Origin of the sequence: Caballeronia sp. INDeC2, assembly GCF_023631325.1 — a bacterium.
Lineage (GTDB): Bacteria > Pseudomonadota > Gammaproteobacteria > Burkholderiales > Burkholderiaceae > Caballeronia.
Genome location: NZ_JALQDG010000039.1, coordinates 1 through 26,512, shown reverse-complemented (window position 1 = coordinate 26,512; position 26,512 = coordinate 1). Strand labels below are relative to the sequence as shown.

Below are 26,512 nucleotides of genomic sequence, written 5' to 3'. Positions count from 1 at the left end.
CGCGAACTGGCGATGGGCCGTCGCTATCGCTCGCCAGCGGCCATGTCGGCGCTCACGCAGTTCAACGCCGAGGTGGACTTGCGGCGCTTCGCATCGCTCACGAAATGGCAGATGGAAGTGACCGGGCTGATGCTGTGCGGCATGAACGTCGTCCCGTCCCGACCGTGCGCGTTTCCGCCTCCGACGCGTTCGGGGAGTCTGCGCGCGCCGGCGCGACGACATCCACTGCCGTTCGCACTGCCACGCTGCTCACCGTGCTGAGCATCGGCCCTGCGCTCGTGATCTCGATGACTGCCTTCATACGAATCATCATCGTGCTCTCAATGATCCGCCACGCCTTCGGCATGCCGGAAACACCACCCACCCCCGTGCTGATCAGCCTGGCACTGTTTCTAACGGCCTTCGCCATGTTGCCAACGCTTGAATCCATCAATCACGATGCCTTTCAGCCGTTCATGAATGGCGCCATCGGTATTGAAGACGCCTTGAACAAGGCCGCTGCACCGCTGCGGGATTTCATGCTGCGACAGGTCCGCGATGATGAACTCCGCCTGACGTATGAGCTATCGGGCAAGCCCTTGCCTAACGCTCCCACGGAAGTCAGTCTGCTCCAGCTCACGCCCGCATTCATCCTGAACGAGTTGCGCGTTGCATTCCAGATTGGTTTCGTCGTGCTGCTGCCATTTTTGCTGATCGACCTGGTGGTCTCGAGCGTACTCTTGTCGCTCGGCATGCTGATGGTGCCGCCCGCTTCGATCGCTCTGCCTTTGAAGGTCCTGTTGTTCGTGCTGATCGATGGCTGGGGGCTCGTGCTGCGAGGCGTGCTCGGTAGTTTCCGATGACCCCGATGCGGGACGACGCAGATCTGCAGCTAGAGACACGAGACCAGGATTCGCACGACGCTACGCGAAACGCACTCTGGAAGACCTTCGTTTCGACGCGCGCGACTGCTGCGCGCGAAGCACTTTTCCTGAGCTATCTGCCCTATGCCCGCGCGTTGGCCGCGCAGCTCTTCGCGCAGCGGCATCGGGACGACGTCGAGTTCAACGACTTCAGGCAGTTCGCGCTCGTCGGACTACTTGAGGCCATCGATCGGTACGATCCCGAACATCGAGTCACGTTCGAGACCTTCTGCACGCCGCGTGTAAAAGGGGCCGTGCTCGATGGCGTGCAAAAGCTCACCGATGGTCAGGAACAGATATCTTTCATGCGACGCATGCAGCGCGAACGGCTCAATTCGCTCAAAGCGGGCGAAGTCCCGGAAGAGGCCGACAAACATCAGACCCTCCACGCCGTCGCCCACCTCGCCGCGGGCCTCGCTATCGGCTACATGCTCGACGAAACGAGCATGCTTGCGCCATCTGACAACGCGCCGAGCCCAGAGCCCTCGCCATGGCAGGGAATCGCGTGGCGTCAGAGCAAAGAGCGTCTTCTCGCCGCGGTCTCATCCATGCCGGAGCGACATCGCAAGATAATTCATTACCATTACTTCAACGGACTTCAGTTCGATCAGATCGCAAGCATTCTGGAACTGAGCAAGGCCCGCATCTCGCAGATGCATCGCGATGCCTTGACGCAATTGCGAGATCTTATCGGCAGGCCCGACGGAATCTATTTAAAAACCTGATATGAAGCGCACTGATCAATCTCCGCAATCTCTCGAGTACGTAGATCAAGATACACTCGAGACCGTTACCGGCGCCCTGTCCTCTTCCGAAGTAACATCGCTCACAGCGCTTGATGAGCTCATTGCCGTGTATCCAGGCGACCCAAGGCTGCACTTCTTGCGAGGTGCCGTGCTTGCAAGCCTCGCGCGTTATGATGAGGCACAATACGATCTCCAGCGATGCATCACAATCGACCCCTTAATTTATGTAAGCTGGTTTATGCTCGGTTTCATTCAACTTCTTCATGGACAACTCGAAGAAGCACGACGTTATTGGGCGAAGTTGAGCGAGCTTCCTTCGGATGACACATTGCGGAGTCTGGCTCACGGTCTGGACCTCCTGGTCGAAGATCAGTTCGAGCGCGCACGTACTGAGCTCAATGCCACGCTCGATTCGAACGTCCGCTATCCTGAACTCAATTCTTTCATCAAGAACCTGCTCACTTCCGTCGAAACTCGCAACGACACATCCGCTCCGGTGGAACTGGGCGAGCAGCACTTCCTGATGACGGGATACCTCGCCAACTCAACGCGTCATTAATCTCACTGATGGATCCTGTCTCGACATTGAATCAGGCGCTCGCGATGCTGCGCCAGCAGTTGACAAGCACCGAGCGGCATTCCGTTCGTGCGAAGAAGAACAGCGACTTGCCGCGCGCCGACGCAAGCGCCGAGGACGCTGCTGCGCTCTTACACAAGATCGCCGAACTCAAGCGCCTGGACATAGTCGATCAGCGTCAGTTGAATCGCATGGTCGTCGAACTCGTGCTCGATAGGGAGTTCGGCCACGCACTTCGCAATGACCCACAATTTCAGCAAATGGTCGATGACGTCACCACGACACTAACTGGCAGCGAGGATTTCAACGCCGCATTGATCAAGCTGTTGAACTGAGAGCTTTGATCGGATGCGCAGCGCGGCGAGGTTTCACGATCCACGACTCACACAAGGCAACGTTGGCTGCGGCCTGGCCGCGCGCGCTTTCATCTTCGATCGCGACCAGCCGCCCCCGCGGTTCCTTCCAGGGCGCGCGACATTTGAGCCAGCAAATTGCCGCGATCGTGCCGCCGTCGGTGGCCTTGTAAAGCGACTGCGCGACTTTGTTGTTGGTGCGCACCGTGCCCTCCAGCAACTACTGCGCAAAGCGCGCCCGCAAGATCTGCTCGTTCACGGGCCGCTCGCGTATATCCATGACCAGCGCGCAGATCTCAGACACCGACGTGCCCCACGCGGCGTGCTTCAACACGAGCGGGCGAGGGTCTAGGACAGCGGCGATGAGGCGAGCCTCGCGAGATTCAGCGTCAAGGCCTACTAGACGACTCCCTCAGTGCAAACTGATAAGAAACCGCATTCGACAGCGCCGTGCCAACCTGCTCCACCACGCTTTTCCAGTCGCCGGGCACCGCCTGGCGAAAGAGCCGTGTCGTACTTGGATACCATGGAGTTCGCTCCGCCTCGAGCCCCCAACGCCAATCGGCCCTTGGCCTACTCACGAGAATCCAGCACGGTTTGCCCAATGCGCCCGCAAGATGCGCCACGGCAGTGTCGACCGAAATGACTAGATCGAGATGCGCGATGATGGCCGCCGTATCGGCGAAATCACGCACGTGAACAGCGGCGTCGTAAATTGGAAATCGGGTTTGCAAGGATGATGCCTCGTGTTCCCCGGCCCCTTTCTGCAAGCTCACAAAACTTATCCCTGGGATTTCCCACAACGGAGCAAGCATGTTGACGGCTACCAGCGAGCGGTAACAATCATTCGGATGGTCGGGATTACCCTTCCACACGATCCCAACTTTGTATCCGCCGAGCGACGCGAGACGCGTCCGCCATTCGTCCACCAGGCTGGGATCTGCTCGCAACCAGTCGGCATCGGGAATCGACCTGTGTCCGGCGCGAAGCGGAACGCTTAACAGGAATGTCGCGAAATCGAACCGCCGTACGGGCGGAATGCCTGGATCAAGAAGCGCGTCTATGTCGCACGCGCCTCGAAACAGCGAACGCAATGGCGGACGGCAGGCGAAGGCGACATATGCCGCACCCAGGTCCTTGAGCAGGGAAAAGTAACGGCCGAACTGAATTATGTCTCCGTGACCTTGCTCCCCGCAAACGAGAATGGACTTCCCTTCCAGCGGCTCGCCCCGCCACTCCTTGCATCGATCGCCTAGCGGCAACCGTACAGCGTTCGGTATTCCGGGTTGATTACGCGACTCATAGAGACTCCAACCCTCATCGAATCGGCTCATGCGCAACAAGACCAATGCAAGATTGAAGCAAGCGTAATGATGGTCTGGCCTGAGCGCGAGCGCCTTGCGATAAGCGTCTTCCGCATCGGAGAAGCGCTCTTCGTTTTCGAGAAGCGTACCGAGCGTGTAGTGCGCTTCGGCGTTCATCGGACACGAAGCCACCAATTCTCCGCAAACCTCTATTCCCTCCGAATAGCGATTAAGGGCATTCAGGACGCTGGCCCATCCCAACTGCGCCGCGACATTGCCTGGCCGGACGCGCAATAGCTGCCTATATGCGGCCTCCGCTTCGCCGAAGCGGTGATCGTCGTACAGCAATGAAGCAAGATTGAGCAAGGTGTCGGGCAGATCGGCGCGCAAGGAAAGCGCCTGACGGTAGGCTCGCTCGGCTTCATCGACGCGCTTCAGGGTATGCATCAGGCCACCGAGATTTCCGTGCGCTTCCGCGAAGTCGGCTCGCAGCACGAGTGCCCTGCGATACGCGAGCTCGGCTTCATCGAAGCGCCCGGTCGTAGCGTACAGGTTTGCGAGATTGTTGTGCGCCGCGGCGAATTCCGGGTCGATGGACAGTGCCTGGAGGAAGGCCGACTCCGCTTCGGAGGACCGCGCCTGTCCGCTCAGCAAGTCGCCGAGCTGCTTGTACAGACGCGCGTCTGACGAGTTTTCGCCGATCGCCGCACGGAGTTGCATTTCCGTTTCGGAAAGGCGGTCGTGCGGTTGTGGTAACGAAGATGTCGAGAAGGACGCGTTCACAGGGATGGCTTGTTTGTTCTTATGAGGTGCGATGATGCATCGCCCAAAATTTGCCCACATCGCCGGTGTTGCGTAGCCGACCGATGATCGAAGCAAGACACGGCAATTGGAATAAGCGCCCATCTTACAATCGGCCTAGAGGGCGCAGCAGCACTAGCCGCCGGCTAAGGCAATCGGCGATTCGAATTCGGAATCATCCGACCTAGCGATGACTGCCCATAGCGATGTGCGGCCGCACATCCGACAAATTCGAGCACTGCTCCAATGCTGTCCGAAATCACCGCTGACGCCTTGAGCGTCCGGCACCTTATTCGCGTTCGAGTACTCGAAGACCTTCGTGCTGGCGCGGCGCAGCGTGAACAGTTCCGCCACCGCCTGATCAGCTCCGGAGCGATCGACGGCCTTGTCGCTGCTGCTCAACATGGACTTAAGTTCAGCATCGCTCACCTGCTGCCCACGCGTATCAACCACCAGCGCGCAGATCTCAGACACCGAGGTACCGCATGTGGCGAGCTTGAGCACCAACTGGCGTTGCGCCACCGCGGGGGCGAAGGCGCTGTGTGGCATGTCTTAGTGATCCCATCGACCGTTCTCTTCACAATAGCGCGACGTTCCGATTCATCGTTATGCTCAGATCGCAACCCGTTTCTGCACCCTGTGGCTACGTTCTGACAGCGCTGCCGAGAGATGGCGGCATGGCGCAGAAGGGCTCGCTGTTGTGGTCGATGTACGCGGTAATGCAGCCACCGCAACGCACCACGACAGCACCCAGATGAAACACACCCGCTCGACCGCCGCGATCCCCCGCCCCCGCAACGAACGCCTCGGCTTCTTCATGAGCATGGGCCGTCACGCAAGCGATGCCTGGCCACTCGCCATGGCCGCGATTGAACGCCGCGCCGATGAGGAATTCGAGGCGGTCCGGGCGCTGCTGGAGAGCGACCACGGCCGCATCTTCGCCGACGCTGTGCTCAAGCGTATGTTCAACGGTGCAACGCTTGGGCGCGCCATCGAAGCCCGCCACGCCGACGACGATCGCGCTGAACAAACAGTACGCCGAATTCCTTTCCTTTGCTGACGCACAGGACTTCGCGGACGCGCAACGCGGCCTCATCGCCACGCTACCAGAGCCGGTGGTCATCAAGGGGCAAGGCGAGTTCCCGCCTGCGCCGCAAAGCCCTGACACCATCCAAGCGATGCCGCTCGACATGTTCCTCGACTACCTCGGTATCCGGCTGAATGCCGAGCGTGCCCACGGCAAAACGGCTTCGTTCAATCTTGTGCTGACCGATACGAAGGAAAGCCGCCTTCTGGGCGTAGAGAACAGCGCGTTGCATTACTCGGAGAAGACCTCGAATTCGGTGGATGCAACGGTCACCATGACGCGCGCGGACCTCAACAGCATCATGATGAGCCAGACCAACATGCAGAAAGCTCGTAATGGCCGGAGACGCCAAAATCGAAGGCAATAGCCAGAAGCTCGGCGAGTTCGTGTCCTGGCTCGACAACTTCGATTTCTGGTTCAATATCGTCACGCCTTGAGGCAAGAGCATGTGCGCAATCTGCAACTTTAAGATCGATTTCGGCGTCGGCCATCCGCTGGCGCTGACGGTCGCAGCCGCAACTCGAAAGGCGATCGAATCGGGACTAATCGACCCAATTAATGACGCGGAAGGCGCACTCTCAGCGGCGCGAATGCGAATGTCCTCCGTCGACGCGTTGAATCTGCTGCAAGCGCGCATCGAAGGCGCTCACAGCGAAGACGCACTGCTAGCCCTTCCGGACTTCTACGTGCTGCTCATCGAGAACGACATGTGGGGATTTTTTCACGCAACGACGAACGGTTTCGACCCAGACATCGTCCCTGAGATGCCTGAGGTCACGAGCACGGATGTAGCGAAGCGCAGCAACATCGTCATCATGCCTGAGGCGGGCTTGCGAGCGTGGCTAGACGAAAGTTTCGGTATTGAATTGGCTTTGCGCGAGTCGCTGTTCATGATCGACGCGTCTGCTGATTCGACTGTTTCGCTGACGCAAATGCTCACGATTGCGGAGTCGACTGTCATGGGTAATTTCCGACGTCTATCGTGAGTTTGGGTTCGTCCGACGGGCAGCGAGGAGCAAGTCATGAGTACGTTGGCCGACAAGATAAAGCATAAAGTCGAGTAGCGATGTCCCTGGCCAAGGCCTGAACGAGGAGATGTTAAATGGCAGGGTTTGTAGACCATCCTGCGATCTTGTTTGTGGTGCTCTTCGCTTTGTTCATTGCCGCGGTGGCATTTGGGCTTTTCTTCCTGCGGCGCGTCGCTCCATTGCGTGACGACGAACGAGACGATTCTAATGCTGTGCAAGGCGCGATGCTTACGCTGATGGCCTGCTTCCCAAATACGCGTCAGCCAGACATCGTCCGGTGGATCAGTTGGCTCGGCATCTTAATTACCGCTTTGCCTGTGTGCTAATGATCGCTGCGGCCGCATGGGCATGCCTTGGCGATGTCTTTCAGTTGGACTCCATTCCGGGCGATGAGCGCGGCGCGGCCTGAATGTCGCGCGTATTCTTCTGCACTGCGATGGCGCCGAACAGCGCAAGAACAAACGACATCGCATAGAAGCCCTTCTCACTCAACGCCAGCGTCGCGTTGATGAGACCCACCACCAGCAGCACGACGGCGAGAAGGAGCGAAGTCCAGCTCAGACCGTAGTAGATCGTCGTAACCGGAATGCCTTCAACGCGGTCGCGCACGCTCTTTTGCAAGGAAATAGCCGCGTAAAGCCCGAAGACGAGCACGGTAAAGTAATAGCCCTTTTCATTGAGTTGCATACCCGCGTTCCAGAGTCCAACAAGGTACGCGCAAAAGCCCGCGATCAATGCGCCCCACGAAGCGGCAACGAAGGCAAACGACGGTTGTTGAAGGGATCGACTCATGATTCTGACTTCCTGTTGATTGAATATAAAAGCGGGATCGGCGACGCGAGCCCCGCCATCTCTGGAGGCCGCGGCATCGAATGAAATCAATCTGTTGCGTCAATGCGAAAGCAGCCCGGCTGCACTCTTCGAGAGTCCAGCCGCGCCAGCCTTGGCGTTCGTGAGCGCATCGGCGGCCGAGCTGACGTTTTGCGCCGCCGTCTTGCTCGCTGCTGACGCACTCGAGACGCTCGATGCCGCCGATGCGGCCACCGCTCCGGCGTTAAGCGTGGACTGTTGAGGTGCATCGTGCTTGACAGGTTTCGGGTTCGCCCCCGCCATCGTAAGCAGGTTGCCTTGCACACTGATTTTGACCGGATCCGTATGCCGCCCTGTACGCTCGCCAGCGCAAGCGACAATTCGTGAACGATCCGCTCACCCAGCATGGCAAAAGGCGGACAAGTTGCGTCAGATACGGTTTTCGCCTCGCCCTGCGTCAGATCGAGCGCCATGGCGGCCAGCGTGCGCGCGGCCTCTTTGTCGACACGCCACCACACGCTGTCACTGTTTTGTATCCGCGACAGTTGCGGGCCTGACCACGGGTCAGTCTTGCTGACTATCCGAACCGGCGTGACGCAGACGCGCGCGGCGCCTGACGAGCCGAACCAATCGTCACGCCACTGCGCAATCGACTTTTCCATCATCGTGCAAGCCGCGTACAGATCGGACTGGGCGAGCGGACGCCAGCGTACAGGCGCGTTCATCAACCCTGACCTCGCATCTGGAACAGTTGCATGATCATTTCATTGGCCGTGGTGACGACTTGGGACGATGCCTGAAAGCCGCGCTGTATCAGGATCATCTGCCCGAATTCATTGGAAAGATCGACGTTGGAGGCTTCGGTGGCGCCAGCGAGCAATTGACCCAATGCGCCGCTGCCGCTCTTGCCATAGGCCGGCGCAGGCACATGCGAGGCATCGAAAAGGCCATGTCCAAGTTGGGTGAGTCGCAGCGGATCAGTGAAGTTCGCAAGTGCGACGACTGCCGTGTGATCCTTCTGCCCATTCGAGTAGGCCAGTTCGATCTGCCCGTCGTCGTTGATCGACATGGAGGTCAGCGTGCCAGCCGCATAGCCGTCCGTTTTCGCGACGCGCAGGCTGGAGGTACTGCCAGCCGAGAAGTTCGTGACGCCCTGCGAAAAATCGAGCTTGATCGTGAACGGCGGAGCATCGGCTGAAGTCAGCGTGACGTCGATGCTGTCGGCACCCGGCTGCGGCACGCCCCCGAAGAACTGCAAACGGTCTTCTGCAACGGGCATGCCCTGTTCATCGGTGACGGTCACTTTCCAGCGTCCGGGCATGATGGTCGAGTCCGGCTCGAACGCAACCGTGAGCGTGTGTTTGCCTCCGTTCGCATCGTAGACTTCGATCTTGGGGACTGAGAAATTCGTCGACCCCGAGGAGAGATTGTCGGTGAATGTCACCACCGTCGTGGCCTGTGGCGCGCTCATTTGTCTGCCCGCCATCGAGATCGGCTCGAGGTTTCCCGGCGCGTTTAGAGCCGCGAGTTTCAGACCGCTTACCTTGTCGACCACGAAACCGTCATCGCCGATCGTGAATTGCCCGGTGCGCGCGTACCGTACGGCGCTCCCATCGAGCAATGTCATGAATCCGTCTCCTTGAATGGCCAGGTCGAGTTTCCCGTCGCTGCTGCGCACATCGCCCTGGGACATGTTCAACGATGCGTAACCATATTCGACGCCGCTGCCGTACTGCATACGCGCGGGAGTCGTCGGCGTGTCACGCGCGAATTGTTGTCCGTAGTAGACGTCTTCGAACCGCGGCGCAGAGGCCTTGAAGCCCTGAGTGTTCATGTTCGCGACGTTATTGCTAATGGTCTGCAAACCTTTCGAGTAGGCCGTCAGCCCGCTCATTCCGATGTAGATACTGTCCAGCATGGAGTGATTGCCTCTTCGTAATGGCGATCAGCCGGGCGCTGCCTAGCGCACCGCGGCGATTTGCGAAAGCGTGGCGTTGGTCAGGAACTGACCGTCGGCCGTCTCGATCGTGAGCTGCGGTTGTGCGCCCTGAAGCGAGACGCTCTTGACGACGCCCGACACCGTGGAGGTGTCCGTTGTCACATCGACAGTGCGCCCGAGTAGTCCAACGGTCTGGTTCGACGATTGGAGCGACAGGAGACTGTCGAGCTTGTCGGTCATTTGACGCGACTGCTCCATCGAGGTGAACTGCGCGAGTTGAGAAACGAACTCGAAGTTGTCGACCGGCTTGAGCGGATCCTGATAGGTCAGTTGCGTGAGAATGATCTTGAGCAGCGACTGAAGATCGAGACCCATCGATTCCATTTTTCTGTTGGCCGTGCCGACGTTTGGTGTCGATCCGATGGAACTAATTGCCATAAGTTTCTCCGTGGAAAGCGGGATAAGGCGACTTGCGCAGGTTCATTTCTTCATGCTGAGCGCCATTTACGACGACCCGCACGGGGCTCGTCATGCGTCGGCGAAGGGCGTCCGCGGTCTGGCGTGAGAGCGCCAGCGCTTCGTCGCGTGATGCGCCCGGTATGCGCATGACGAGCTGCATGCCGTCATCGCCGAAATGAACAGTCATGCGGTTTTCCGCACAGGGTGATGTCCGTTCTTGATGCGCGTGTGCCGAGGACGGCGCGCCGGACGCATCGATCTCGCGCAAGGGCCGTACGACGAGTTCTTTTTCGCATGACCTCGCCTCCAAACGCTCTGGGGCAAACGCGGTAGTCGGGATGGACACATCGGCCTGAAAATGACGCTCAAGAAGAGAATGCTCGACTGCGGTGCGGTCTGTATCCGGTCGCGTGCCGACGAGTTGAGTGCCATCTCGCGCGCCGGAATACTCGCCGATGCCAATGACGTTACGTTCAACCGTTTTGCGCGCACCCGCCTCCTCGAATCGGTTCTGGGGAAAGGCCCGAGGCGCATGAGTCGAAGGCTCGCATTTGACGGCACGTGCGCGCGACTCTCCCGACGCGGCGCCGGCCCACATGTCGCGTTCCAACGCGCGGAGGGATTGTTCGAAGGCACCATCCGATGTCGGGGTGGTCGCGCTTTTGGAGAGAAAGGGCATGGAAGACGCGGTCTGGATTTTCATCGCGCTCGTCCCCTTGCTCGAAACGTGTCTTCAATCAAATCGCTTTGCCGTACCTCATCGGCCTTCGCGCACGCTGATGATGCCCGGTCAGCGAGCGTGTCGGCGAGCTCATGAAGGCGTTCCCTATCGGCGTAGATTGTGCGATGCGCATCGGCCGCTCCGGCTGCCTGTACAGTGCGCTTCTGCGCCACGAGCAGGTTGACGTGAGCTGATTCAACCGAAGCGCGAACATTGGCAGCAAGTTCGATTCGAAGAGTCGAGTTTGTGGCCGCGAAGATTTCGCGCATGAATGCGCGTTGGGCATCAAGCGCTTTACCCAAATCCTGCTCCGAGACGAGAAAACCCTGGTGTTCGTGCGCGGCGCGCTTCGCATCGTGAAGCGCTCGCTCGCGCTGCAGGTTGCGGATCAACACGATCTCTCTGGTCATCCGCATAAGTTGGCGCTTATTCATGACTTCGCCCTGACGAGCTTATCGAGCGTGGCGAGTGCGTCTTTACGCGACTGGTTGGACGAAAGGTCCTGCCGCAGGAACTCGATGATCCCTGCTCGTTGCGCCAGTGCGCGGTCTAGAGACGGCACGGTTCCGGCAACGTAAAGCCCGGATTCGATCAAAGTCTTCGATTCCTCGTAGGCCGAAAGTTGCGCAATCACATCGCTTGCGAGCGCACGTTCCGCCGGACTCGTTACGTGCTGGAACACCCGGCTGACGCTACGCGGCACGTCGATGGCGGGGTAGTGCCCCTGTTCCGCGAGCGAACGGGTCAATACGATGTGGCCGTCGAGCAGGGCCCGCATCGTTTCGGCCATCGGATCATCGATCTCGTCAGTCTCGGCGAGCACCGTCATCAGGGCCGTGATTGCTCCACCCGAGCGCAAACCGCCGCAGCGCTCGACCACTTTCGGAAGCGCGGCGAAAACGCTTGGCGTGTATCCCCGGATCATCGGAGGTTCACCGGCAGCCAAGCCGATTTCACGAAGGGCCAGTGCATAGCGCGTGATCGAGTCCAGCAACAGAAGCACATGCGCGCCTTGCGCGCGGAAGTACTCGGCGACACACAGCGCGTACAACACGCTGCGCGCGCGCAGGATAGCTGGCTGGTCGGAGGTCGCCACGATCATCGTCGAGCGTGCTCGCGCCGTGTCGGACAGCGTGCGGTGCCAAAATTCTTCGGCTTCGCGACCACGTTCGCCGACCAGGCAAAGCACGCAAACATCGGCCTCGATGTTGCGTGCGAGACCGCCCATCAGCGTGGTTTTACCGACGCCGCTGCCGGCGAAAATACCGGCGCGCTGACCCACGCCGAGCGTGAGCAGCGTGTCGAGTACGCGAATGCCGGTTGGCAGCGCCACGGCGGGAGAAGCGCGTTTGAGTGGGCCAACCGCGACACCTTCCAATGGCCACGATGTATCAAGCTCGGTGAGCGGTTTGATGCCGTCGAGCGGTCGGCCAAGCGGATCGATGACACGGCCAAGCAGTCCGCGTCCGACAGCCACGTCCGCTTTCGCTCGCGTGGCGCACACCGGATCGCCGATGCGCACGCTGGAAACGGGCGTGAAGGGTGCGAGTGTCACTTTGCCTATTTCGATGCCGACGACTTCCGCCAAAGCGGTGCCGGCCGTGCCGATTTCGCATAGCGAGCCAATCGGCACGGCTGGACCATCCGCTTCGACAAAGGTCGGCATGACGCGCGTGACCGAGCCGATACGTCGAAGCGTATCAACCTCCGAGATGGCCTTAAACAACCGCCGAGAGAAAGAGGTTACTGTCGACGTCATGCGGTGGCTTCGAGCAATGCGGTCCGGACGCGAGCGAGTTGCACATCGAGGCTGGCATCGAGCGCGCCAAGGCTCAAGTCGATCCTGCACTCGCCAGTCTTCAGCGTTGGCAACACGTTCAATGCGATGTCGGTGTCAGCAATGGATCCCAACAGATCTGACGCATCGGTATCGGCGGCAAAGTCCTCGCTTGATACGTCGACCGCCACGATTGAGGCAGCAGTCAACTGCGCGAGGTGGTGATGGACTGTCTCGCGAACAAGCGTGGTGCGTGCTGACGGATCGCCAATGATGCGCTGGAGCGCCGCGAGCGCGATTGCCGCGCAGAGTCCTTCGAGTGTCTGCAACTGCGCACTGAACTGTTTGACTGCCGTGTCGATCCCTGTCCGCAATGCGGCGTCGCGCGCATTCGTGTCGGCGACGATGCGAGCGCGTTCGACAGCCTCACCCTCGGTGAACCCGCTTTCGTAAGCGGAAGCGATCGCAAGACACGGCGTGGCTCACACGTGCGGCGTGCCAACAATGCCGAGTCGCATGACCAAGGCGCTGCGCCAAGGCGACATCTCTATTGCCTCGCGCGCGCTCGAGACCTTCGATTGCGATTTCTATCAAGGATTCGGCGGCGGCGAAATGGGCGGTCTCGTCTCCTATCTGATGCCCGACGATCATCGCGCCGAAGGAAAAGCAAAGCGCCTTTCCTCGGTGGGGCGACCGGCCAATTACGCGCAAATCTGCATTCGCGATCTCAAGGACGGCGCGCCATTGCCCGCGAACGAGCCTGGCGAAATCACGGTGTGCTCGCCCAGCAACTTCTCGGGCTATCTGAGTCGCCCCGATGAAACGGCGAAGACGCTGCGTGGCGAATGGGTCTATACGGCCGACGTCGGCTACCTCGATGAAGACGGTTATCTCTACGCGGTCGATCGCGCGAAGGACATGGTCGTCATCGGTGGCATGAACGTATCGTCGGCGGAAGCCGAAGCGGTGCTGGCGGAGCATCCCGCCGTGAAGTCGGTTGCCGTGATCGGCTTGCCGAGTGAAGGGTGGGGGCGAGGCCGTCACGGCGATCGTGGTCTTGAGCGGCGAAGCGAGCGTAACATCGCTCGAGTTGATGCAAATCGCCCGATCGCGCCTTGCGGGATACAAGTCGCCGAAAGCCGTGTAGTTCGTCAGCGAGTTTCCGCTCAATAGCGTCGGGAAAGTACTGAAGCGGGAGTTGCGCGATCGGTTCGCCGTATCGGAAAAGATTTCGGCAAGTAATTTCGGATCACTAAGGAGAAGACATGATGGAATGGAAGCTTGACCACTCGGCTGGCCCGCGCGGCTATCTCGTCGGGACGATCACTATCACGATTCCCGTGGAAGGTGTCGCGAGGCTCGCGCTCGATCGTCCGGACAAGCTCAACGCCTTCAATTCGGCGATGATTGGCGAGATTCGCGCGCCGGTGTGGCGGCTCAACTACGACGACAGCGTGCGCGTGATCATGCTCACCGGCGAGGGCCTCGCTTCAGCGCCGGGCGCGACGTGAATCGCCCACAGGATCAGACGCTCGGCTTCCTTTCGATACGTGCGCTGGGTCGCCGGCGACTCGTGCAAGGACAGCCGCGCCTGGACCGCTTGGTAGTCGTTATCGGCATCGAGGGTACAGGTGGCGGTCGGTGCCCGGAAGGCGCCGAGCGACCCATCGACTTCATGCGGCAGGCTGAGTGATTCCTACGGCACGACGATCCCGCGGGGTTCCGACAGGATCAACGCGCGCGCGCTCGGTGAGGGCCGGATTCACCGCAAAGAACGCTTCCATGGCTTTGGCGCTGGCCGCGCCTAAATCGGGAATGACGGTCCACCACAAGCGCCGGCGCGGAATGCGCACGGTCAATTCCCAGTCGACGGCGATTCGCAAAGCGCATCGTGATATCAGGGTAAACAGCAAATCCGCCCAAAGTTCTTGGATATGGTTGGTGTACGGAGTATATTTGAACCCATAGTAGATCGATACTAATCAGAGGAAGACATCATGCAATTTCATCTCAACGGTTTTCGCACGGACGATCCGATGATCGAACCCGCCGCCGAAGGCGTGCCCTACATCGACATGCCCGAAGCGGTCGATGTGCTCATCGTCGGCAGTGGGCCGGCGGGGCTCGTACTCGCGGCGCAACTGTCGCAGTTCCCGTCGATCACGACGCGTATCGTCGAACGTCGCGCGGGGCCGTTGTCGATGGGACAGGCGGACGGCGTCGCATGCCGCACCGTCGAAATGTTCAATGCGTTCGGCCTCGGCGAGCGTCTGCTGCGCGAGGCGTATTGGGTCAACGAGACCGCGTTCTGGAGACCCGATGCGAAGGACCGTGGCGCGATCAGGCGTACCGGACGTGTTCAGGACACCGAAACAGATATGTCGGAGTTTCCACATGTCATCGTTAATCAGGCGCGTGTTCAGGAATATCTGCTCGATTTGATGCGACGGTCTGCGCGACGGCTCGAACCGGACTATAACCTCGAGTTCTCCAGCCTGACGCGAGATGACACAGACGACTACCCTGTGCACGTGACACTGCGCCGGACCGACGAAGCGCGGCGCGGCGAAGAGGTCATCGTGCGCGCGCGTTACGTGGTGGGTTGCGATGGCGCGCGAAGTCCCGTGCGTGGCGCCATCGGGCAGACGCTGAATGGCGATGCCGCGAACCACGCGTGGGGCGTGATGGATGCGCTCGCCGTAACTGATTTCCCCGACATCCGCCTCAAGGCGGCGATTCAGTCTGCGAGCAAGGGGAACCTGCTCATCATTCCGCGCGAAGGCGGTTATCTCGTGCGCTTTTACGTCGATCTCGGCGAAGTCACGCCGGAGAGTCGCGATGCCATCAAGCAGATCAAGGTCGAGCGCATCATCGAAACTACGCAGCGCATTTTGCATCCTTATACGCTCGATGTGAAGGAAGTCGCCTGGTTCTCGGTGTATGAAGTGGGACAACGCCTGACCCAGCGTTTCGACGATGCCGTGACAGCCGATGGTGCATCGCGTGAGCCGCGCGTGTTCATCGCGGGCGATGCCTGTCACACACACAGCGCGAAAGCGGGCCAGGGCATGAACGTGTCGATGCAGGACGGCTTCAATCTCGGCTGGAAGCTCGGCGCGGTATTGCGGGGGCACAGCGATGCAAGCTTGCTGCGCACGTACTCGGGTGAGCGTCAGCCTGTCGCGCAGGAACTCATCGATTTCGACAAGGAATGGTCCGCCATGATGGCAGCACCGCCGAAAGACCCGGATCGTCCGGAAGCGGGCGGCGTCGATCCGGAAGAGTTGCAGGCGTATTTCGTCCGCGCGGGCCGATACACCGCTGGCGTGGCGACGCGTTACGGGCCGGGTCCGCTGACCGGCGTGGCGACCCATCAGGCGCTGGCAAGTGGATTCGCCATCGGCACACGCTTTCATTCGTCGCCTGTCGTGCGTGTTGCGGATGCCAAACCCATGCACCTCGGTCACGCGGCGCGCGCCGACGGCCGCTGGCGTCTGTACGCTTTCGCAGATGCGAGCGGTGAGGCCCTCGATGCGCTTTGCGAGCATCTCGCTGCATCGCCGGAGTCGATCACGCGCATGGTTACGCCGAAAGAGGCCGATGCGGACAGCGTCATCGATTTTCGAGCGGTGTTGCAGAAGCCGCACCGCGAGGTCCGGCTCGACGAACTGCATCGTTCGTTATTGCCGCGCAAGGGGCGTTATGGACTGATCGACTATGAAAAGGCATTTACCAGCGATGCATCGACTGATATCTTCGACGAACGCCGTATCGATCGCGAAAGGGGCGCGCTGGTCATCGTTCGGCCGGATCAATACGTCGCGCATGTACTGCCGCTCGACGCCTTCGCTGAATTGAATGCCTTCTTGCTGCCCATTTTTAGAACCCAAAGCCGCTAAACCGTGCCCGCTGAAATCGACAACCCCAACGCGCTTTCCAAATTCACCGGCAGCCTGGTGCGCCGCGCTCAGCAGCGGCACCTCGCTGTCTGGCAGAGCGAAGTGTCCACCGAGATCACGAGCGTCCAGTATGCCGCGCTCGAAATCCTGCGGCGGGCACCGGGTGTGAACCAGCGCCAGCTCGGCGAAGAACTCGACGTGGACAGATCGACCATCGCGGATCTCGTTGCGCGTATGGTGCGCAACGGGTTGATCGAGCGTTCTGATGATCCGGTCGATAAGCGCAGTTATGTGCTTTTTCTCACCCCGGCAGGTAAGAAGCAGCTCTCGGTGTTGCGACCGCGTGTGGAGAAAGTCGAGCGGGTTCTCACTGCGAAGCTGACGGCGGAAGAGGGACGAGAGTTGCGTCGATTGTTATCAGCCTTGCTGCCGGATGTGTGAGCAGACGAGTTGATCGTCGCTCAATTGCTCCTTTGGCGAGTAAGCGGCCAGCGAACCCGTCTTGACGAACGATGGGTTTTACGCGACAGGCGTGAGAGGCTGCCAATTATGCGGCAGCAATGTTTCGATGTCGCTTGCTCTGTAGGTCGGCAGGCGCGTGTCAGGATGTCCTTGAGATATGCATGGAGTTCGTGCCCGTTGAGTTGGGCCGAGCGGATGAGGCTCATGATCGCAGCCGCGCGTTGACCCGCGCGCAGCGAACCCGCAAAGAGCCAATTAGCGCGGCCAACCGCCAGCTCCCGTTCATTCTGCCCATGTCGGGCAGGAGGTTGAAGTCCACTATCGTTGGCATCCGCTGTTTCGTCGTCGCGTCAAGGTTCGAGAGGTTGAGCAGCGCGGCGGAGGTCGGGTAGTCCATATCGACGCGGCGACAGCGAGGTTAGGGTCATCGCCGAATGGATGTTGGATGCTGCCGCGTGCTCCGCTCCGATTCTCGGCGAGCCCCGCGTCAACGTAACGGCCTTGTGCAATCTGCACCAACTTCTTATCGATCGACATTTGCGCGGAAACTCACCGGACGATTCCACCATCGTCCGGGAAAAGCGCAATGCACAAGCCACCAAAGGTCGTTCCCGCAGAACCGCAGTCGTTGCGACCAATATCGCACCAGATGAACATGACGTTCGATCCGGTTGAGCTTAAGGGGATGAGCCCGGTGCAGCGTTCGAACGTCATCAGACACCTCGCGAGCCTGCTAGCGCAGGCCGCCGGCGTCGCGCTAGCAAAAGGAGCGTGACGATGCATAACGATGAACGTTTGCCCTCGCTGCTATTGAAGCGTAAGGCCGTGGTTTATGTTCGGCAATCGACGCAGACGCAGGTCCAGATGAACCTTGAGAGCAAGCGCCGGCAGTACGACCTTGTACAAGAGGCCAGGCGACGCGGATTCCGTGACATCGAAGTCATCGACGACGATCTGGGGCGTTCAGCGAGCGGGACGGTGGCTCGACCCGGTTTCGAGCGTCTGGTTGCGTTGCTCTGTGCAGGCGAGGTCGGAGCAGTACTATGCGCGGATGCCTCCCGCCTCGCTCGAAACGGGCGCGACTGGCACCATCTTCTTGAGCTTTGTGGCCTTGTCGAAGCGCGCGTAATGGACCTCGACGGTGTGTACGATCCGTGCCGGGCAAACGACCGCTTGCTGCTTGGCATGAAAGGCAGCATCAGTGAGTTTGAGCTCAATGTGCTTCGTACCCGCATGCACGATGCCAAGCGCCAGAAGGCACACCGCGGCGAGCTCCGTATCAGTGTGTCGATCGGCTATATCTGGCATCGTGAAGTCGGCCTGGGCATTGATCCAAACCTGCAACTGCAGGAAGTCATACGCCTGATATTCGCCCGCTTCCGCGAACTTGGTAGCGCAAGACAGGTCTTGTTGTCGCTACGGGTTCTCAACAGGTCCACTTCCCGCGGCCCTCTGACGGTAGGACGCTGACGCACTTCGACTGGATACCCGTACGCTACCGTAACGTGATCTCGGTGCTCAAGAATCTGTTTTATGCCGGAGCCTACGTGTACGGCAAGAGTGGCAAACAGATGGCATTAGTAGATGGGCGTGCGCGCAAGAGTTATAAGCATCCCAGCCGTTTGACGAGTGAGAAGTCTTACTACGGGAGCACCACGAAGGCTACATCGATTGGACGGAATTCGAACGCAACCATAAACAGCTCTCGGCAAACGCTTACAGCAAGGCGGGCGACGTAAAATCGAGCCGTGGTGGACGGGCATTGCTCGCAGGCCTGCTTGCTTGTGCGCGCTGCGGGCGTCGCCTGTCGGTGCCCTATGCTGGACGCATCCCACGGGCCGTCTACCGATGTGACCGCTTTGACCTACCGCCGCGATGCATGAGCTTCGGCGGTCCACGCATCGACGCTGCCATCGCATAACGGCGCCCTGATCACGTTGGTGGCCGCGACCGGCCTGACGCGTCGCCAATCCTATCGGGAAATCTTCGCGATCACGCTGACTGAGACGCTCGCGGTGGGTTTCGTGATCGTCGTCGACTACGCGACGGGTCTGTCCAAAACGGTTCAGCCTCGCTAGACGAATTCATGCCGTACACGGTATGAATCGAGCCCGAGATATCAATAGACATGCGAATATTGGGCGGGCCAAATTCCTCCTGTTGCTTCCACTTTTGCACTGCGCGGCAGCACGGACGTGCGCTTTGGCTTCGATCAGTTTGAATCGAAGCGCGGGCGCTTCATCAGGGTTCAATGAGGAAATGGCCATGGCAAGAATAGGAGTCGACGTCGGCGGCACGTTCACCGATCTGGTCCTCGAAAAAGCGGACAAGAACGATCGCGCGAGCGTGTTCGTCCACAAGGTACCGAGCACGCCGCACGACCAGTCGGTGGGCGTGCTGCGCGGCGTGCTCGAGATCTGCGAGCTCGCCGGCGTAAAGCCCGCCGATGTTTCGATGATCGTGCACGGCACGACCGTCGCCACCAACATCACGATCGAGCACAATGGCGCCGAAGTCGGCATGCTGACGACGCGCGGCTTTCGCGACATTTTGCACATCGGTCGGCACAAGCGGCCGCACAACTTCTCGTTGCAGTTCGACGTGCCGTGGCAGTCGCATCCGCTCGTGAAGCGCCGCAATCGCATTGCGATCACCGAGCGCGTCATGCCGCCGACCGGCGAGATCGCCGCGGAGCTGAACGAGGACGAAGTGCTCGAAGCGGCGCGCGTGTTCAAGGCGCGCGGCATCAGTTCGGTGATCGTGTGCTTCCTGTACTCCTTTCTCAACGATACGCACGAGCGCCGCGCCAAGGCGCTGATCCAGTCGGTGCTGCCGGATGCATACGTGTCGTGTTCGTCGGAAGTGGTGAATGTGATCCGCGAGTATGAGCGCTTTTCGACGACCGCGATGAACGCCTTCGTTGGTCCGAAGACCGCGCTCTATCTGAACAACCTCGAAGGCAAACTGCGCGACGCGGGCATCCACGCGCATCTGCGCATCATGCAGTCGAACGGCGGCGTGTCGACGGTCGAAATGTGCGCGCAGCGGCCCGTGTCGATCCTCATGTCGGGACTCGCCGGCGGCGTGATGGGCGGGCGCTGGGCAGGCGCGATGTCCGATGCGCGCGACGTTATCACGGTCGATATCGGCGGCACGTCGGCGGATTTCAGCACGATTCCCGATGGTCAGGTCAAGATCATGAATCCGCGCGATACCTATGTGGGCGCGTATCCGGTGCTCGCGCCAATGATCGACATGGCGACGATGGGCGCGGGCGGCGGCTCGATCGCGTATATCGACGAGGGTGGCGCGTTTCGCGTGGGACCGCGCTCGGCGGGCGCCGATCCGGGCCCTGCTTGCTACGGGCGCGGCGGCACGGAGCCCACTGTCACCGATGCGCAGGTCGTGCTCGGCCGACTCGACCCCGACCAGTTCCTCGGCGGTGGCGTAAAGATCGATCCGGAGCTCGCGCATCGCGCGATCGAGGAGAAGATCGCGCGACCGCTCGGCATGAGCGTCAAGGAAGCGGCGCTCGGCATCATCCGCATTCTCAACTCCAACATGTCGCTCGCGATACGTGCGAATTCCGTTGCGAAGGGATTTGATCCGCGCCGTTTCGCGCTGCTGCCGTTCGGCGGCGCGGGTCCGCTCAATGGCGTCGCGCTCGCCGAAGCAGTCAGCGCGCGCGAGGTGATCGTGCCACCCGCGCCGGGCATCACGGCCGCCATCGGCCTGCTCGTCACCGACATGCAGTACGAATTCACGCGTTCGGTGATGACGGTGCTCGACAACGTCACCGAGCAGGACATCGACAAGATCAACGGCGTCATTGAAGAGCTGACCGAGCAATGCCGTGCGCGCCTCGAAGCGGACGGCGTTCCGGCGTACCGCCAGCACTACGTGCGCGTGGCGGAGTGCCGCTATCACGGTCAGGGCTTCGAGTTGCGTGCCGACATTCCTGACGGTGCGATCGACCTCGCGAACGTCGGGCGTATCGAAGCGAATTTTCACGCGCAGCACAAGCGCGACTACGGCTGGGCATTCGACGACGTCGAAGTGGAGATCGTCACGCTGCGCGTCATCGGCGTGGCGAAGACGCCGGCCTTGCAGTGGCCGCCCTTGTCGACGGGCTCGGTACGGCCCGACGATCGCGCGCTCATGTTCGTGCGCCACACGACCTTCGACGACGGCGCGACCTACGACACACCGCGTTACGACCGCAGCCGCCTGCTCGCTGGCAACACGCTAGACGGACCCGCAATCGTCGTGCAGCGCGATTCGACGACGCTCGTGCCGCCGGGTTATCGCGCACGCGTCGTCGCGAACGGCAATATCCATATCAACCGTCTGGCGGCGTAAGAGGAGAGCAACCATGGAAAACGGACGTGTCGACCCCATCACCTTGCAGGTGATCAGCGGGGCGCTGCATACGATCGCGGAAGAGATGGGGCACGTGCTGTACCGCATGTCGTTTTCGTCGATCATTCGTGAATCGCAGGACATCGGAGCAGGGCTCTTCGATCTGGACTTCAACACGCTGACCGAATCGGAAGGCTCGCCGCTGCATATCGGCTCGATTCCCGCGTATCTGCGAGGCATTTCGCGCTGCCTGCAGGGTGGCACGTGGGAAGAAGGCGATGTCGTCATTCACAATCACCCGTACTATGGATCGAGCCATAGCCCGGATCTTTGCATCGTCGTGCCGATATTCTGGCGCGGCGAACTGGTGGCGTTCGCGGCCAACACGGCGCATCACGTCGATATCGGCGCGGCGACGCCCGGGCTGATCATCGATATCCCCGATGTGTTCGCGGAAGGCATGCTCTTCGCAGGCGTGAAGCTCTACGAGCGCGGCAGGCGCAACGAGGGGCTCTGGCAATTCATCGGCTACAACAGCCGCACCGCGCGTCAGACGAAGGACGACATCGACGCACAGATCGCCTCGGCCCAGCTCGGCGCGCGGCGTATGCAGGAGCTGCTCGACGAATACGGCCGCGATACGGTGTTCGGCGCCGCCGATCAGTTGATGGACTACACCGAAACGATGATGCGCAACCGTATCGCGGAAATTCCCGACGGCGATTACACCGCCGAAGGCTTCCTCGACGACGACGGGCTCAATCGCGACAAGCGTCTGCCGATCAAGGTATGCGTGAAGGTGCGTGGAGACGGCGTCGAAGTCGACCTGACCGGCTCCGCTGATCAGGTGCCCACGGGCTTCAACGTTCCGTTCGAGGGATCGACGAAGCCGGCCTGCTACTGCGCTTTCCGCGCGCTCTTGACCGACACGGCGCTGATGGACGTGAAGCTGCCGCCGAATGAAGGCTCGTTCCGGCCGATCAGTGTGACCGTGCCCGAGGGCTCCATCTTCAATCCGATCTTCCCGGCCGCGGCAGAAGCGCGCTTCACGCAGTGCAACCGCATGATCGACCTGATCATCAAGGCGCTGTCGCCGGTGCTGCCCGAGCGCACGACGGCCGGCAATTCGGCCACGCTGTCGTTTGCCGCGTACTCGGGCATTCGTCCGGCGGGCGATTACTGGGTGTTTCTCGAAGTGAACGAAGGCGCGTACGGCGGGCGCCCCGCGTCGGATGGTCCCGACTGCATTGACAACCTGATGGCCAACACGCGCAACAATCCGATCGAGGATCTCGGCATGCATCTGCCGATGGTATGCGACCGCTACGAGCTTCGCGACGACGTGCTACCGGGCGCGGGCAAGCATCGCGGTGGCATCGGCGTCGTGAAGACGCAGCGCTTGCTGGAGGGCGGCACGCTCACGCACGAATCGGAACGGCATGAGGACGTGCCCTGGGGCGCGTTTGGCGGAGGCGAGGGGCAGGTGGGCAAGGTCGAGATCGTTGCGCGCGACGGCAGCGTGAAACCGATGCCCGCGAAGTTCTCCAACATAGCGCTCGAAGCAGGCGAAGCAATGGCGTATTACGCGCCGTGCGGTGGCGGGTATGGCGATCCGCTGGAGCGGCCCGCGCAGCAGGTCCTCGACGACGTGCTCGACGACTTCTGCACGATCGCTCACGCACGCGATGCCTACCGCGTCGTGATCAAGTCCGATCTGACGCTCGATTTGCCTGCGACCGAGGCGCTGCGCGCCAAGATTCGTCGCTAACGCATCACAACGCGGGTCGGATTCTCCGGCCCGCAACTGCCTTTCCCGTTTCGATTCTCAGTCTTTATTGGTTAGACATACTAATCAATGAGCAATCATTGATACGATCAATTGCACGAGCGCAAGGAGAGCCATGATGAAACGAGAAGACGCCATATCACAAAAATTCTTTGCACCGCCTCCCGTCGACGTTCGCGACGTGAGCCGCGCAAGCTGGACGGCCTTTTTTGCGTGGATTTTCGCAGTGTATGACTTCATCCTGTTCGGCACGTTGCTGCCTGAGATCGGTCTGCATTATCAATGGAGCGAGGCGCAACAGGCGCAGGTCGCGACGATGGTGGCAATTGGCTCGGCGGTCGTGGCGTTTCTCGTCGGCCCCATCGTTGATCGCTTCGGGCGGCGTACTGGCATGATCACGACGGTCGCGGGCGCCGCGCTCTGCTCGGGCCTCACGGCGGCAGCCGGCAACGCGGGGCAGGCCGTACTCGTGCTCGTGCGTTCGCTGGCGGGACTCGGCTACGCCGAGCAGACGGTCAATGCTACCTACTTGAACGAAATGTACGCGGCCCTTGACGATCCACGCATGGACCGCCGCAAGGGCTTTTTTTTCAGCCTCGTACAGGGCGGCTGGCCGATCGGTGCGCTGGTCGCAGCCGGGCTCACTGCGGTGCTGCTGCCGCTCGTCGGCTGGCAGGGCTGCTTCATTTTCGCGGCGTTCCCGGCTGTCGCGATTCTGTTCATGACACGTCGGCTCAAGGAGAGCCCGCAGTTCCTGCTGCACCGGCGCATCGTCGAGACGGCGCGCACCGGAGACACGGCCCAAGCGCGTGAGCTCGCACAGGCGCATGGCCTCGACTATGAGAAACACGGCGGAGGAATCGGCGCGGCGTTTCGCGGTCGGGCGCTGCGCTCGACGCTGGTTCTGGGTCTGAGCTTCATGCTGAACTGGTCGACGATTCAGGTCTTCAGCGTTCTCGGCACGACCGTCATCACCAAGGTTCACGCGCTGTCGTTCCAAAGTTCGCTGGTCGTGCTCGTGCTGTCGAACGTGGTCGGCTATCTGGGCTATGTTGCGCATGGTTACATCGGCGATCGCCTCGGGCGGCGCAATACCATCGTCGGCGGATGGATGCTCGGTGCGCTTTCGTTTCTCGCGATGCTCTACGCGCCAGACGATTTCCCCGTGGTCGTCGCGCTGTACAGCCTTGGGCTCTTCTTCCTGATTGGACCCTATGCCGCAGCGCTGTTCTTCATCGGCGAAAGTTATCCGACGTCCATTCGCGCGACCGGTGGCGCAATCGTCACCGCGATGGGACCCGTCGGCGCGGTCATCGCGAGCGCGGGCGTCACCGCACTGCTCGCGCACGGTGGCTCGTGGAAGGAGGGCGCGCTTTATTTCGGGGCACTGCCGTGCTTCGCATCCGCGCTGCTCATGATGTTCGCGCGCAAGGGCGGCGAGGTGGCGGACAAATGAGGCGCGTGAGGACCATGACAGGAATCGCCGCCGCGCTCGTCGTGGCGTGGCAGGCACAGGCGGCGCAGGCGCAGTCGTCCGTCCAGTTGTACGGACTGGTCGATGCGTGGATAGGCTCATCGAAACCGCTCGGCAGCGCGCAGGCGTGGACAGTCGGCGGTGGCGGCATGTCGACGTCGTACTGGGGGATGCGCGGCACGGACGATCTGGGCGGCGGATGGCACGCGAGCTTCACGCTGGAAGACTTTTTCCGGCCGCAGAACGGGCGCGCGGGCAGCTTCGACGGCGAACCGTTCTTCGGACGCAGCGCGGAGGTGTCGATCGGTGGCCCTTACGGATCGATCCACCTCGGACGCGTCGTCTCGCCCTATTTCGTGACGGCGGTGCTGTTCAATCCGTTCATTGACTCTTACACGTTCTCGCCGACCGTACTGCACACGTATCTGGGCGTGAACGGGCAGGGACTCATCGGTGGATATGCCTGGAACAACGCGGCGTTATACCGTACCCCTGTCCTTTCGGGCTTCAGTGCGGATGCGATCTACGCGCTCGGCAATCAACCGGGCAACGCACACAAATGGGGTGGATCGGCCGGGTATGCAGGCGGCATCTTCTCCGTGAATGTCGCATTCCAGAGCCAGCCCTTCGACACGAGACCCGGCGATCTCGATGCGATCGCGCCAGGCTATTCGCGACAGACTGCCGTGATGGTCGCCGCGCTGTGCGATCTGAACGTGGTGCGCTTCTACGGCCAGTATCAGCGCTTATCCAACGACATAAGCGGTGCGGACACGACCGTCAACGGCGTGCAGCTCGGCCTTGCCGTGCCGATCGGTGACGGCAAGGCGCTCGCGTCTTATATGCATTCGAAGTCCTCGGGCGCGTCACAGGCGAGCCGCAGCACACTCGCAGTCGGCTTCGACTACAACGTGTCGAGACGAACGGACCTCTACGCCGCCGTGCTCGCGGATCGCGCAAGTACGCTGTCGTCGGGCATGACCTACGGCGTGGGAATTCGCAGCCGATTCTGATTCGCGATGGTTGATGCCGTCCCGGCCCGGGCTTGTCCCGGGCTTTTTTGTGGCTGCGAGGAACGTGGATTATTAGTATCACAATCGCTATTAAACAAGACCAAAACGGAATTGGACGAGCATTAATGACAATCTTATAGTTTTCTTGCCGACACACAAGGCACGAGCGTCCCAGACTAACTTTCGGAGTGAAGAGATGAATGCAGGACTGAACGATATGTTGGCGCAAGCCTTCGCAGAATCAACGAAGCTCTATCAAGAACGCGGTTTTCAGCGGCGCGTGGGCTTCGGCAAGAAGCCCGCGCTGATCAACGTCGATCTCGCGAATGCCTGGACGAGACCGGGCAATCCGTTCACGTGCGAGCATATCGACGACCAGATCATTCCCGGCGTGCAGCGTCTGCTTGCCGCATGCCGCGCGAACGGTCATCCGGTCGTTCACGTGACGACGTGCTATCAAGTCACCGACCGCAAGAATCCGCATACCGACATGGGCCTCTGGCACAACAAGATTCCCGTCGATGTAGTCGCTCAATCGGACGAGAACCTCTGGGCCATCGATTCGCGTATCGCGCCGATCGAAGGCGAGCAGGTGCTGATCAAGAAGCGCGCAAGTTCGTTTCACGGGACGTACCTCGCGGGCTTTCTGCGCGCAGCGGGCGTCGACACGATTCTCGTGACCGGTGTGACGGCCTCGGCCTGCGTACGCACGACGCTGTGCGACGGACTGGCCGAAGGATTCCGCACGATCGCGGTGCGTGAATGCATCGGCGACCGCGTGCCGGGTGCCGTCGAATGGAACCTGTTCGACATTGATGCAAAGTTCGCGGATGTCGAATCGGTCGATCGCTGCGTGGACTATCTGCAATCGGTGAAGGGCTGAGTGTCGCGCGGGCCGCGGGCGGCCCCCGGGGCCCCCCCTGCCGCCGGCGACTATAAAAAAAAACCACCCCACCACATAAAAAAAAAGACGAGGGGTTTAGCGGATTTGCTTTTAAAAATTGGGGGGGGGGGG

Annotated in this window: 31 protein-coding genes and 2 pseudogenes; 20 read left to right on the top strand and 13 right to left on the bottom strand. The window is 60.7% G+C overall.

Annotated features, from left to right (window positions below; genetic code table 11):
• The first annotated feature begins 104 nt into the window (after window positions 1-104).
• The 4 genes from fliP to NCS28_RS24420 are packed head-to-tail and all read left to right on the top strand — an operon-like array spanning window position 105 to window position 2,560.
• The gene (gene fliP, locus NCS28_RS24435; RefSeq protein WP_250516356.1) at window positions 105-842 is read left to right on the top strand and encodes a flagellar type III secretion system pore protein FliP; all 738 of its coding nucleotides are present in this window, start codon (window positions 105-107) and stop codon (window positions 840-842) included.
• Window positions 839-1,627: a sigma-70 family RNA polymerase sigma factor gene (locus NCS28_RS24430; RefSeq protein ID WP_350029812.1), complete on the top strand. Its 789-nt coding sequence runs from the start codon at window positions 839-841 to the stop codon at window positions 1,625-1,627. Before fliP ends, NCS28_RS24430 begins: the two co-directional genes overlap by 4 nt.
• Before the next feature lies 1 nt (window position 1,628).
• Window positions 1,629-2,207, top strand: a complete 579-nt coding sequence (locus NCS28_RS24425; RefSeq protein ID WP_250516353.1) for a tetratricopeptide repeat protein — start codon at window positions 1,629-1,631, stop codon at window positions 2,205-2,207.
• A 44-nt stretch (window positions 2,208-2,251) separates the two neighbouring features.
• A complete protein-coding gene (locus NCS28_RS24420; RefSeq protein WP_250516352.1) occupies window positions 2,252-2,560 on the top strand; it encodes a hypothetical protein in 309 nt (102 codons plus the stop codon).
• Here the strand turns inward: NCS28_RS24420 and NCS28_RS24415 are convergent.
• The 3 genes from NCS28_RS24415 to NCS28_RS24405 all read right to left on the bottom strand — a co-directional run bounded on the left by NCS28_RS24415 (window position 2,544) and on the right by NCS28_RS24405 (window position 5,232).
• A complete protein-coding gene (locus tag NCS28_RS24415) occupies window positions 2,544-2,783 on the bottom strand; it encodes a hypothetical protein (RefSeq protein ID WP_250516351.1) in 240 nt (79 codons plus the stop codon). The genes NCS28_RS24420 and NCS28_RS24415 overlap by 17 nt on opposite strands.
• Before the next feature lie 184 nt (window positions 2,784-2,967).
• Window positions 2,968-4,788, bottom strand: coding sequence for a tetratricopeptide repeat-containing glycosyltransferase family protein (locus NCS28_RS24410; protein ID WP_250516350.1), 1,821 nt, complete (start codon window positions 4,786-4,788; stop codon window positions 2,968-2,970).
• Window positions 4,789-4,818: 30 nt separating this feature from the next.
• The gene (locus tag NCS28_RS24405) at window positions 4,819-5,232 is read right to left on the bottom strand and encodes a hypothetical protein (RefSeq protein ID WP_250516349.1); all 414 of its coding nucleotides are present in this window, start codon (window positions 5,230-5,232) and stop codon (window positions 4,819-4,821) included.
• A gap of 205 nt (window positions 5,233-5,437) precedes the next feature.
• Here NCS28_RS24405 and NCS28_RS24400 point away from each other — a divergent pair, with 205 nt between their 5' ends.
• The 5 genes from NCS28_RS24400 (at window position 5,438) to NCS28_RS24385 (ending at window position 7,124) form a co-directional block, all read left to right on the top strand.
• Window positions 5,438-5,743, top strand: coding sequence for a hypothetical protein (locus NCS28_RS24400; protein ID WP_250516348.1), 306 nt, complete (start codon window positions 5,438-5,440; stop codon window positions 5,741-5,743).
• Window positions 5,664-6,137, top strand: coding sequence for an alkyl sulfatase C-terminal domain-containing protein (locus NCS28_RS24395; RefSeq protein WP_250516347.1), 474 nt, complete (start codon window positions 5,664-5,666; stop codon window positions 6,135-6,137). Before NCS28_RS24400 ends, NCS28_RS24395 begins: the two co-directional genes overlap by 80 nt.
• Entirely contained in the window at window positions 6,106-6,207 is a 102-nt protein-coding gene (locus NCS28_RS33250; protein WP_284505793.1) for an alkyl sulfatase C-terminal domain-containing protein, read from the top strand. The genes NCS28_RS24395 and NCS28_RS33250 overlap by 32 nt, the downstream gene beginning before the upstream one ends.
• A 9-nt stretch (window positions 6,208-6,216) precedes the next feature.
• The gene (locus tag NCS28_RS24390; RefSeq protein WP_250516346.1) at window positions 6,217-6,756 is read left to right on the top strand and encodes a hypothetical protein; all 540 of its coding nucleotides are present in this window, start codon (window positions 6,217-6,219) and stop codon (window positions 6,754-6,756) included.
• A 116-nt stretch (window positions 6,757-6,872) separates the two neighbouring features.
• Window positions 6,873-7,124, top strand: a complete 252-nt coding sequence (locus tag NCS28_RS24385; RefSeq protein ID WP_250516357.1) for a hypothetical protein — start codon at window positions 6,873-6,875, stop codon at window positions 7,122-7,124.
• Between the two features lie 40 nt (window positions 7,125-7,164).
• Here the strand turns inward: NCS28_RS24385 and yiaA are convergent, their stop codons facing one another.
• The 7 genes from yiaA to NCS28_RS24350 form a co-directional block, all read right to left on the bottom strand.
• A complete protein-coding gene (gene yiaA, locus NCS28_RS24380; RefSeq protein ID WP_284505806.1) occupies window positions 7,165-7,590 on the bottom strand; it encodes an inner membrane protein YiaA in 426 nt (141 codons plus the stop codon).
• Between the two features lie 742 nt (window positions 7,591-8,332).
• Window positions 8,333-9,526 (bottom strand): flagellar hook protein FlgE, encoded by a 1,194-nt coding sequence (locus NCS28_RS24375; RefSeq protein ID WP_250516345.1) that lies wholly within the window; start codon window positions 9,524-9,526, stop codon window positions 8,333-8,335.
• 42 nt (window positions 9,527-9,568) lie between these two features.
• On the bottom strand, window positions 9,569-9,985 hold the full coding sequence (locus tag NCS28_RS24370) for a flagellar hook capping FlgD N-terminal domain-containing protein (protein ID WP_250516344.1): 417 nt from the start codon (window positions 9,983-9,985) through the stop codon (window positions 9,569-9,571).
• Window positions 9,975-10,709, bottom strand: a complete 735-nt coding sequence (locus NCS28_RS24365; protein ID WP_250516343.1) for a hypothetical protein — start codon at window positions 10,707-10,709, stop codon at window positions 9,975-9,977. The genes NCS28_RS24370 and NCS28_RS24365 overlap by 11 nt, the downstream gene beginning before the upstream one ends.
• A complete protein-coding gene (locus tag NCS28_RS24360; RefSeq protein WP_250516342.1) occupies window positions 10,706-11,161 on the bottom strand; it encodes a hypothetical protein in 456 nt (151 codons plus the stop codon). Before NCS28_RS24360 ends, NCS28_RS24365 begins: the two co-directional genes overlap by 4 nt.
• On the bottom strand, window positions 11,158-12,486 hold the full coding sequence (locus NCS28_RS24355) for a FliI/YscN family ATPase (protein WP_250516341.1): 1,329 nt from the start codon (window positions 12,484-12,486) through the stop codon (window positions 11,158-11,160). The genes NCS28_RS24360 and NCS28_RS24355 overlap by 4 nt, the downstream gene beginning before the upstream one ends.
• On the bottom strand, window positions 12,483-12,878 hold the full coding sequence (locus NCS28_RS24350; protein ID WP_250516340.1) for a FliH/SctL family protein: 396 nt from the start codon (window positions 12,876-12,878) through the stop codon (window positions 12,483-12,485). The genes NCS28_RS24355 and NCS28_RS24350 overlap by 4 nt, the downstream gene beginning before the upstream one ends.
• 88 nt (window positions 12,879-12,966) lie before the next feature.
• Between NCS28_RS24350 and NCS28_RS24345 the strand changes: the two genes are divergently transcribed.
• Entirely contained in the window at window positions 12,967-13,677 is a 711-nt protein-coding gene (locus NCS28_RS24345) for an AMP-binding protein (protein ID WP_350029814.1), read from the top strand.
• A gap of 92 nt (window positions 13,678-13,769) precedes the next feature.
• Complete coding sequence (locus tag NCS28_RS24340; protein ID WP_250516338.1) at window positions 13,770-14,015, top strand: enoyl-CoA hydratase-related protein; 246 nt, start codon at window positions 13,770-13,772, stop codon at window positions 14,013-14,015.
• On the opposite strand, the pseudogene NCS28_RS24335 reads toward NCS28_RS24340, so the two are convergent.
• Window positions 14,015-14,363: pseudogene (locus NCS28_RS24335) on the bottom strand (phage integrase family protein); the annotation flags it as partial. The gene NCS28_RS24340 and the pseudogene NCS28_RS24335 overlap by 1 nt on opposite strands.
• A 138-nt stretch (window positions 14,364-14,501) precedes the next feature.
• Between NCS28_RS24335 and NCS28_RS24330 the strand changes: the two are divergent.
• Both NCS28_RS24330 and NCS28_RS24325 read left to right on the top strand, forming a co-directional pair.
• Window positions 14,502-16,403, top strand: a complete 1,902-nt coding sequence (locus tag NCS28_RS24330; protein WP_250516337.1) for an FAD-binding monooxygenase — start codon at window positions 14,502-14,504, stop codon at window positions 16,401-16,403.
• Between the two features lie 3 nt (window positions 16,404-16,406).
• Window positions 16,407-16,844, top strand: coding sequence for a MarR family winged helix-turn-helix transcriptional regulator (locus NCS28_RS24325; protein WP_250516336.1), 438 nt, complete (start codon window positions 16,407-16,409; stop codon window positions 16,842-16,844).
• Window positions 16,845-16,922: 78 nt separating this feature from the next.
• Here the strand turns inward: NCS28_RS24325 and NCS28_RS24320 are convergent.
• Both NCS28_RS24320 and NCS28_RS24315 read right to left on the bottom strand, forming a co-directional pair.
• Window positions 16,923-17,146 (bottom strand): annotated as a pseudogene (locus NCS28_RS24320) (transposase domain-containing protein); the annotation flags it as partial.
• The gene (locus tag NCS28_RS24315; RefSeq protein WP_250516335.1) at window positions 17,068-17,262 is read right to left on the bottom strand and encodes a hypothetical protein; all 195 of its coding nucleotides are present in this window, start codon (window positions 17,260-17,262) and stop codon (window positions 17,068-17,070) included. The pseudogene NCS28_RS24320 and the gene NCS28_RS24315, both read right to left, overlap by 79 nt.
• A gap of 380 nt (window positions 17,263-17,642) precedes the next feature.
• Between NCS28_RS24315 and NCS28_RS24310 the strand changes: the two genes are divergently transcribed.
• The 7 genes from NCS28_RS24310 (at window position 17,643) to NCS28_RS24280 (ending at window position 26,380) form a co-directional block, all read left to right on the top strand.
• Window positions 17,643-18,335: a recombinase family protein gene (locus NCS28_RS24310; RefSeq protein WP_250516334.1), complete on the top strand. Its 693-nt coding sequence runs from the start codon at window positions 17,643-17,645 to the stop codon at window positions 18,333-18,335.
• Between the two features lie 467 nt (window positions 18,336-18,802).
• Complete coding sequence (locus NCS28_RS24305) at window positions 18,803-18,943, top strand: hypothetical protein (RefSeq protein ID WP_250516333.1); 141 nt, start codon at window positions 18,803-18,805, stop codon at window positions 18,941-18,943.
• Between the two features lie 187 nt (window positions 18,944-19,130).
• The gene (locus NCS28_RS24300) at window positions 19,131-21,224 is read left to right on the top strand and encodes a hydantoinase/oxoprolinase family protein (protein WP_250516332.1); all 2,094 of its coding nucleotides are present in this window, start codon (window positions 19,131-19,133) and stop codon (window positions 21,222-21,224) included.
• A gap of 13 nt (window positions 21,225-21,237) precedes the next feature.
• Window positions 21,238-22,992 (top strand): hydantoinase B/oxoprolinase family protein, encoded by a 1,755-nt coding sequence (locus NCS28_RS24295; protein ID WP_250516331.1) that lies wholly within the window; start codon window positions 21,238-21,240, stop codon window positions 22,990-22,992.
• Window positions 22,993-23,128: 136 nt separating this feature from the next.
• Complete coding sequence (locus tag NCS28_RS24290; protein ID WP_284505802.1) at window positions 23,129-24,466, top strand: MFS transporter; 1,338 nt, start codon at window positions 23,129-23,131, stop codon at window positions 24,464-24,466.
• Between the two features lie 14 nt (window positions 24,467-24,480).
• Window positions 24,481-25,497, top strand: coding sequence for a porin (locus NCS28_RS24285; protein WP_250516329.1), 1,017 nt, complete (start codon window positions 24,481-24,483; stop codon window positions 25,495-25,497).
• 196 nt (window positions 25,498-25,693) lie between these two features.
• On the top strand, window positions 25,694-26,380 hold the full coding sequence (locus NCS28_RS24280; RefSeq protein WP_250516328.1) for an isochorismatase family protein: 687 nt from the start codon (window positions 25,694-25,696) through the stop codon (window positions 26,378-26,380).
• Window positions 26,381-26,512: the final 132 nt, after the last annotated feature.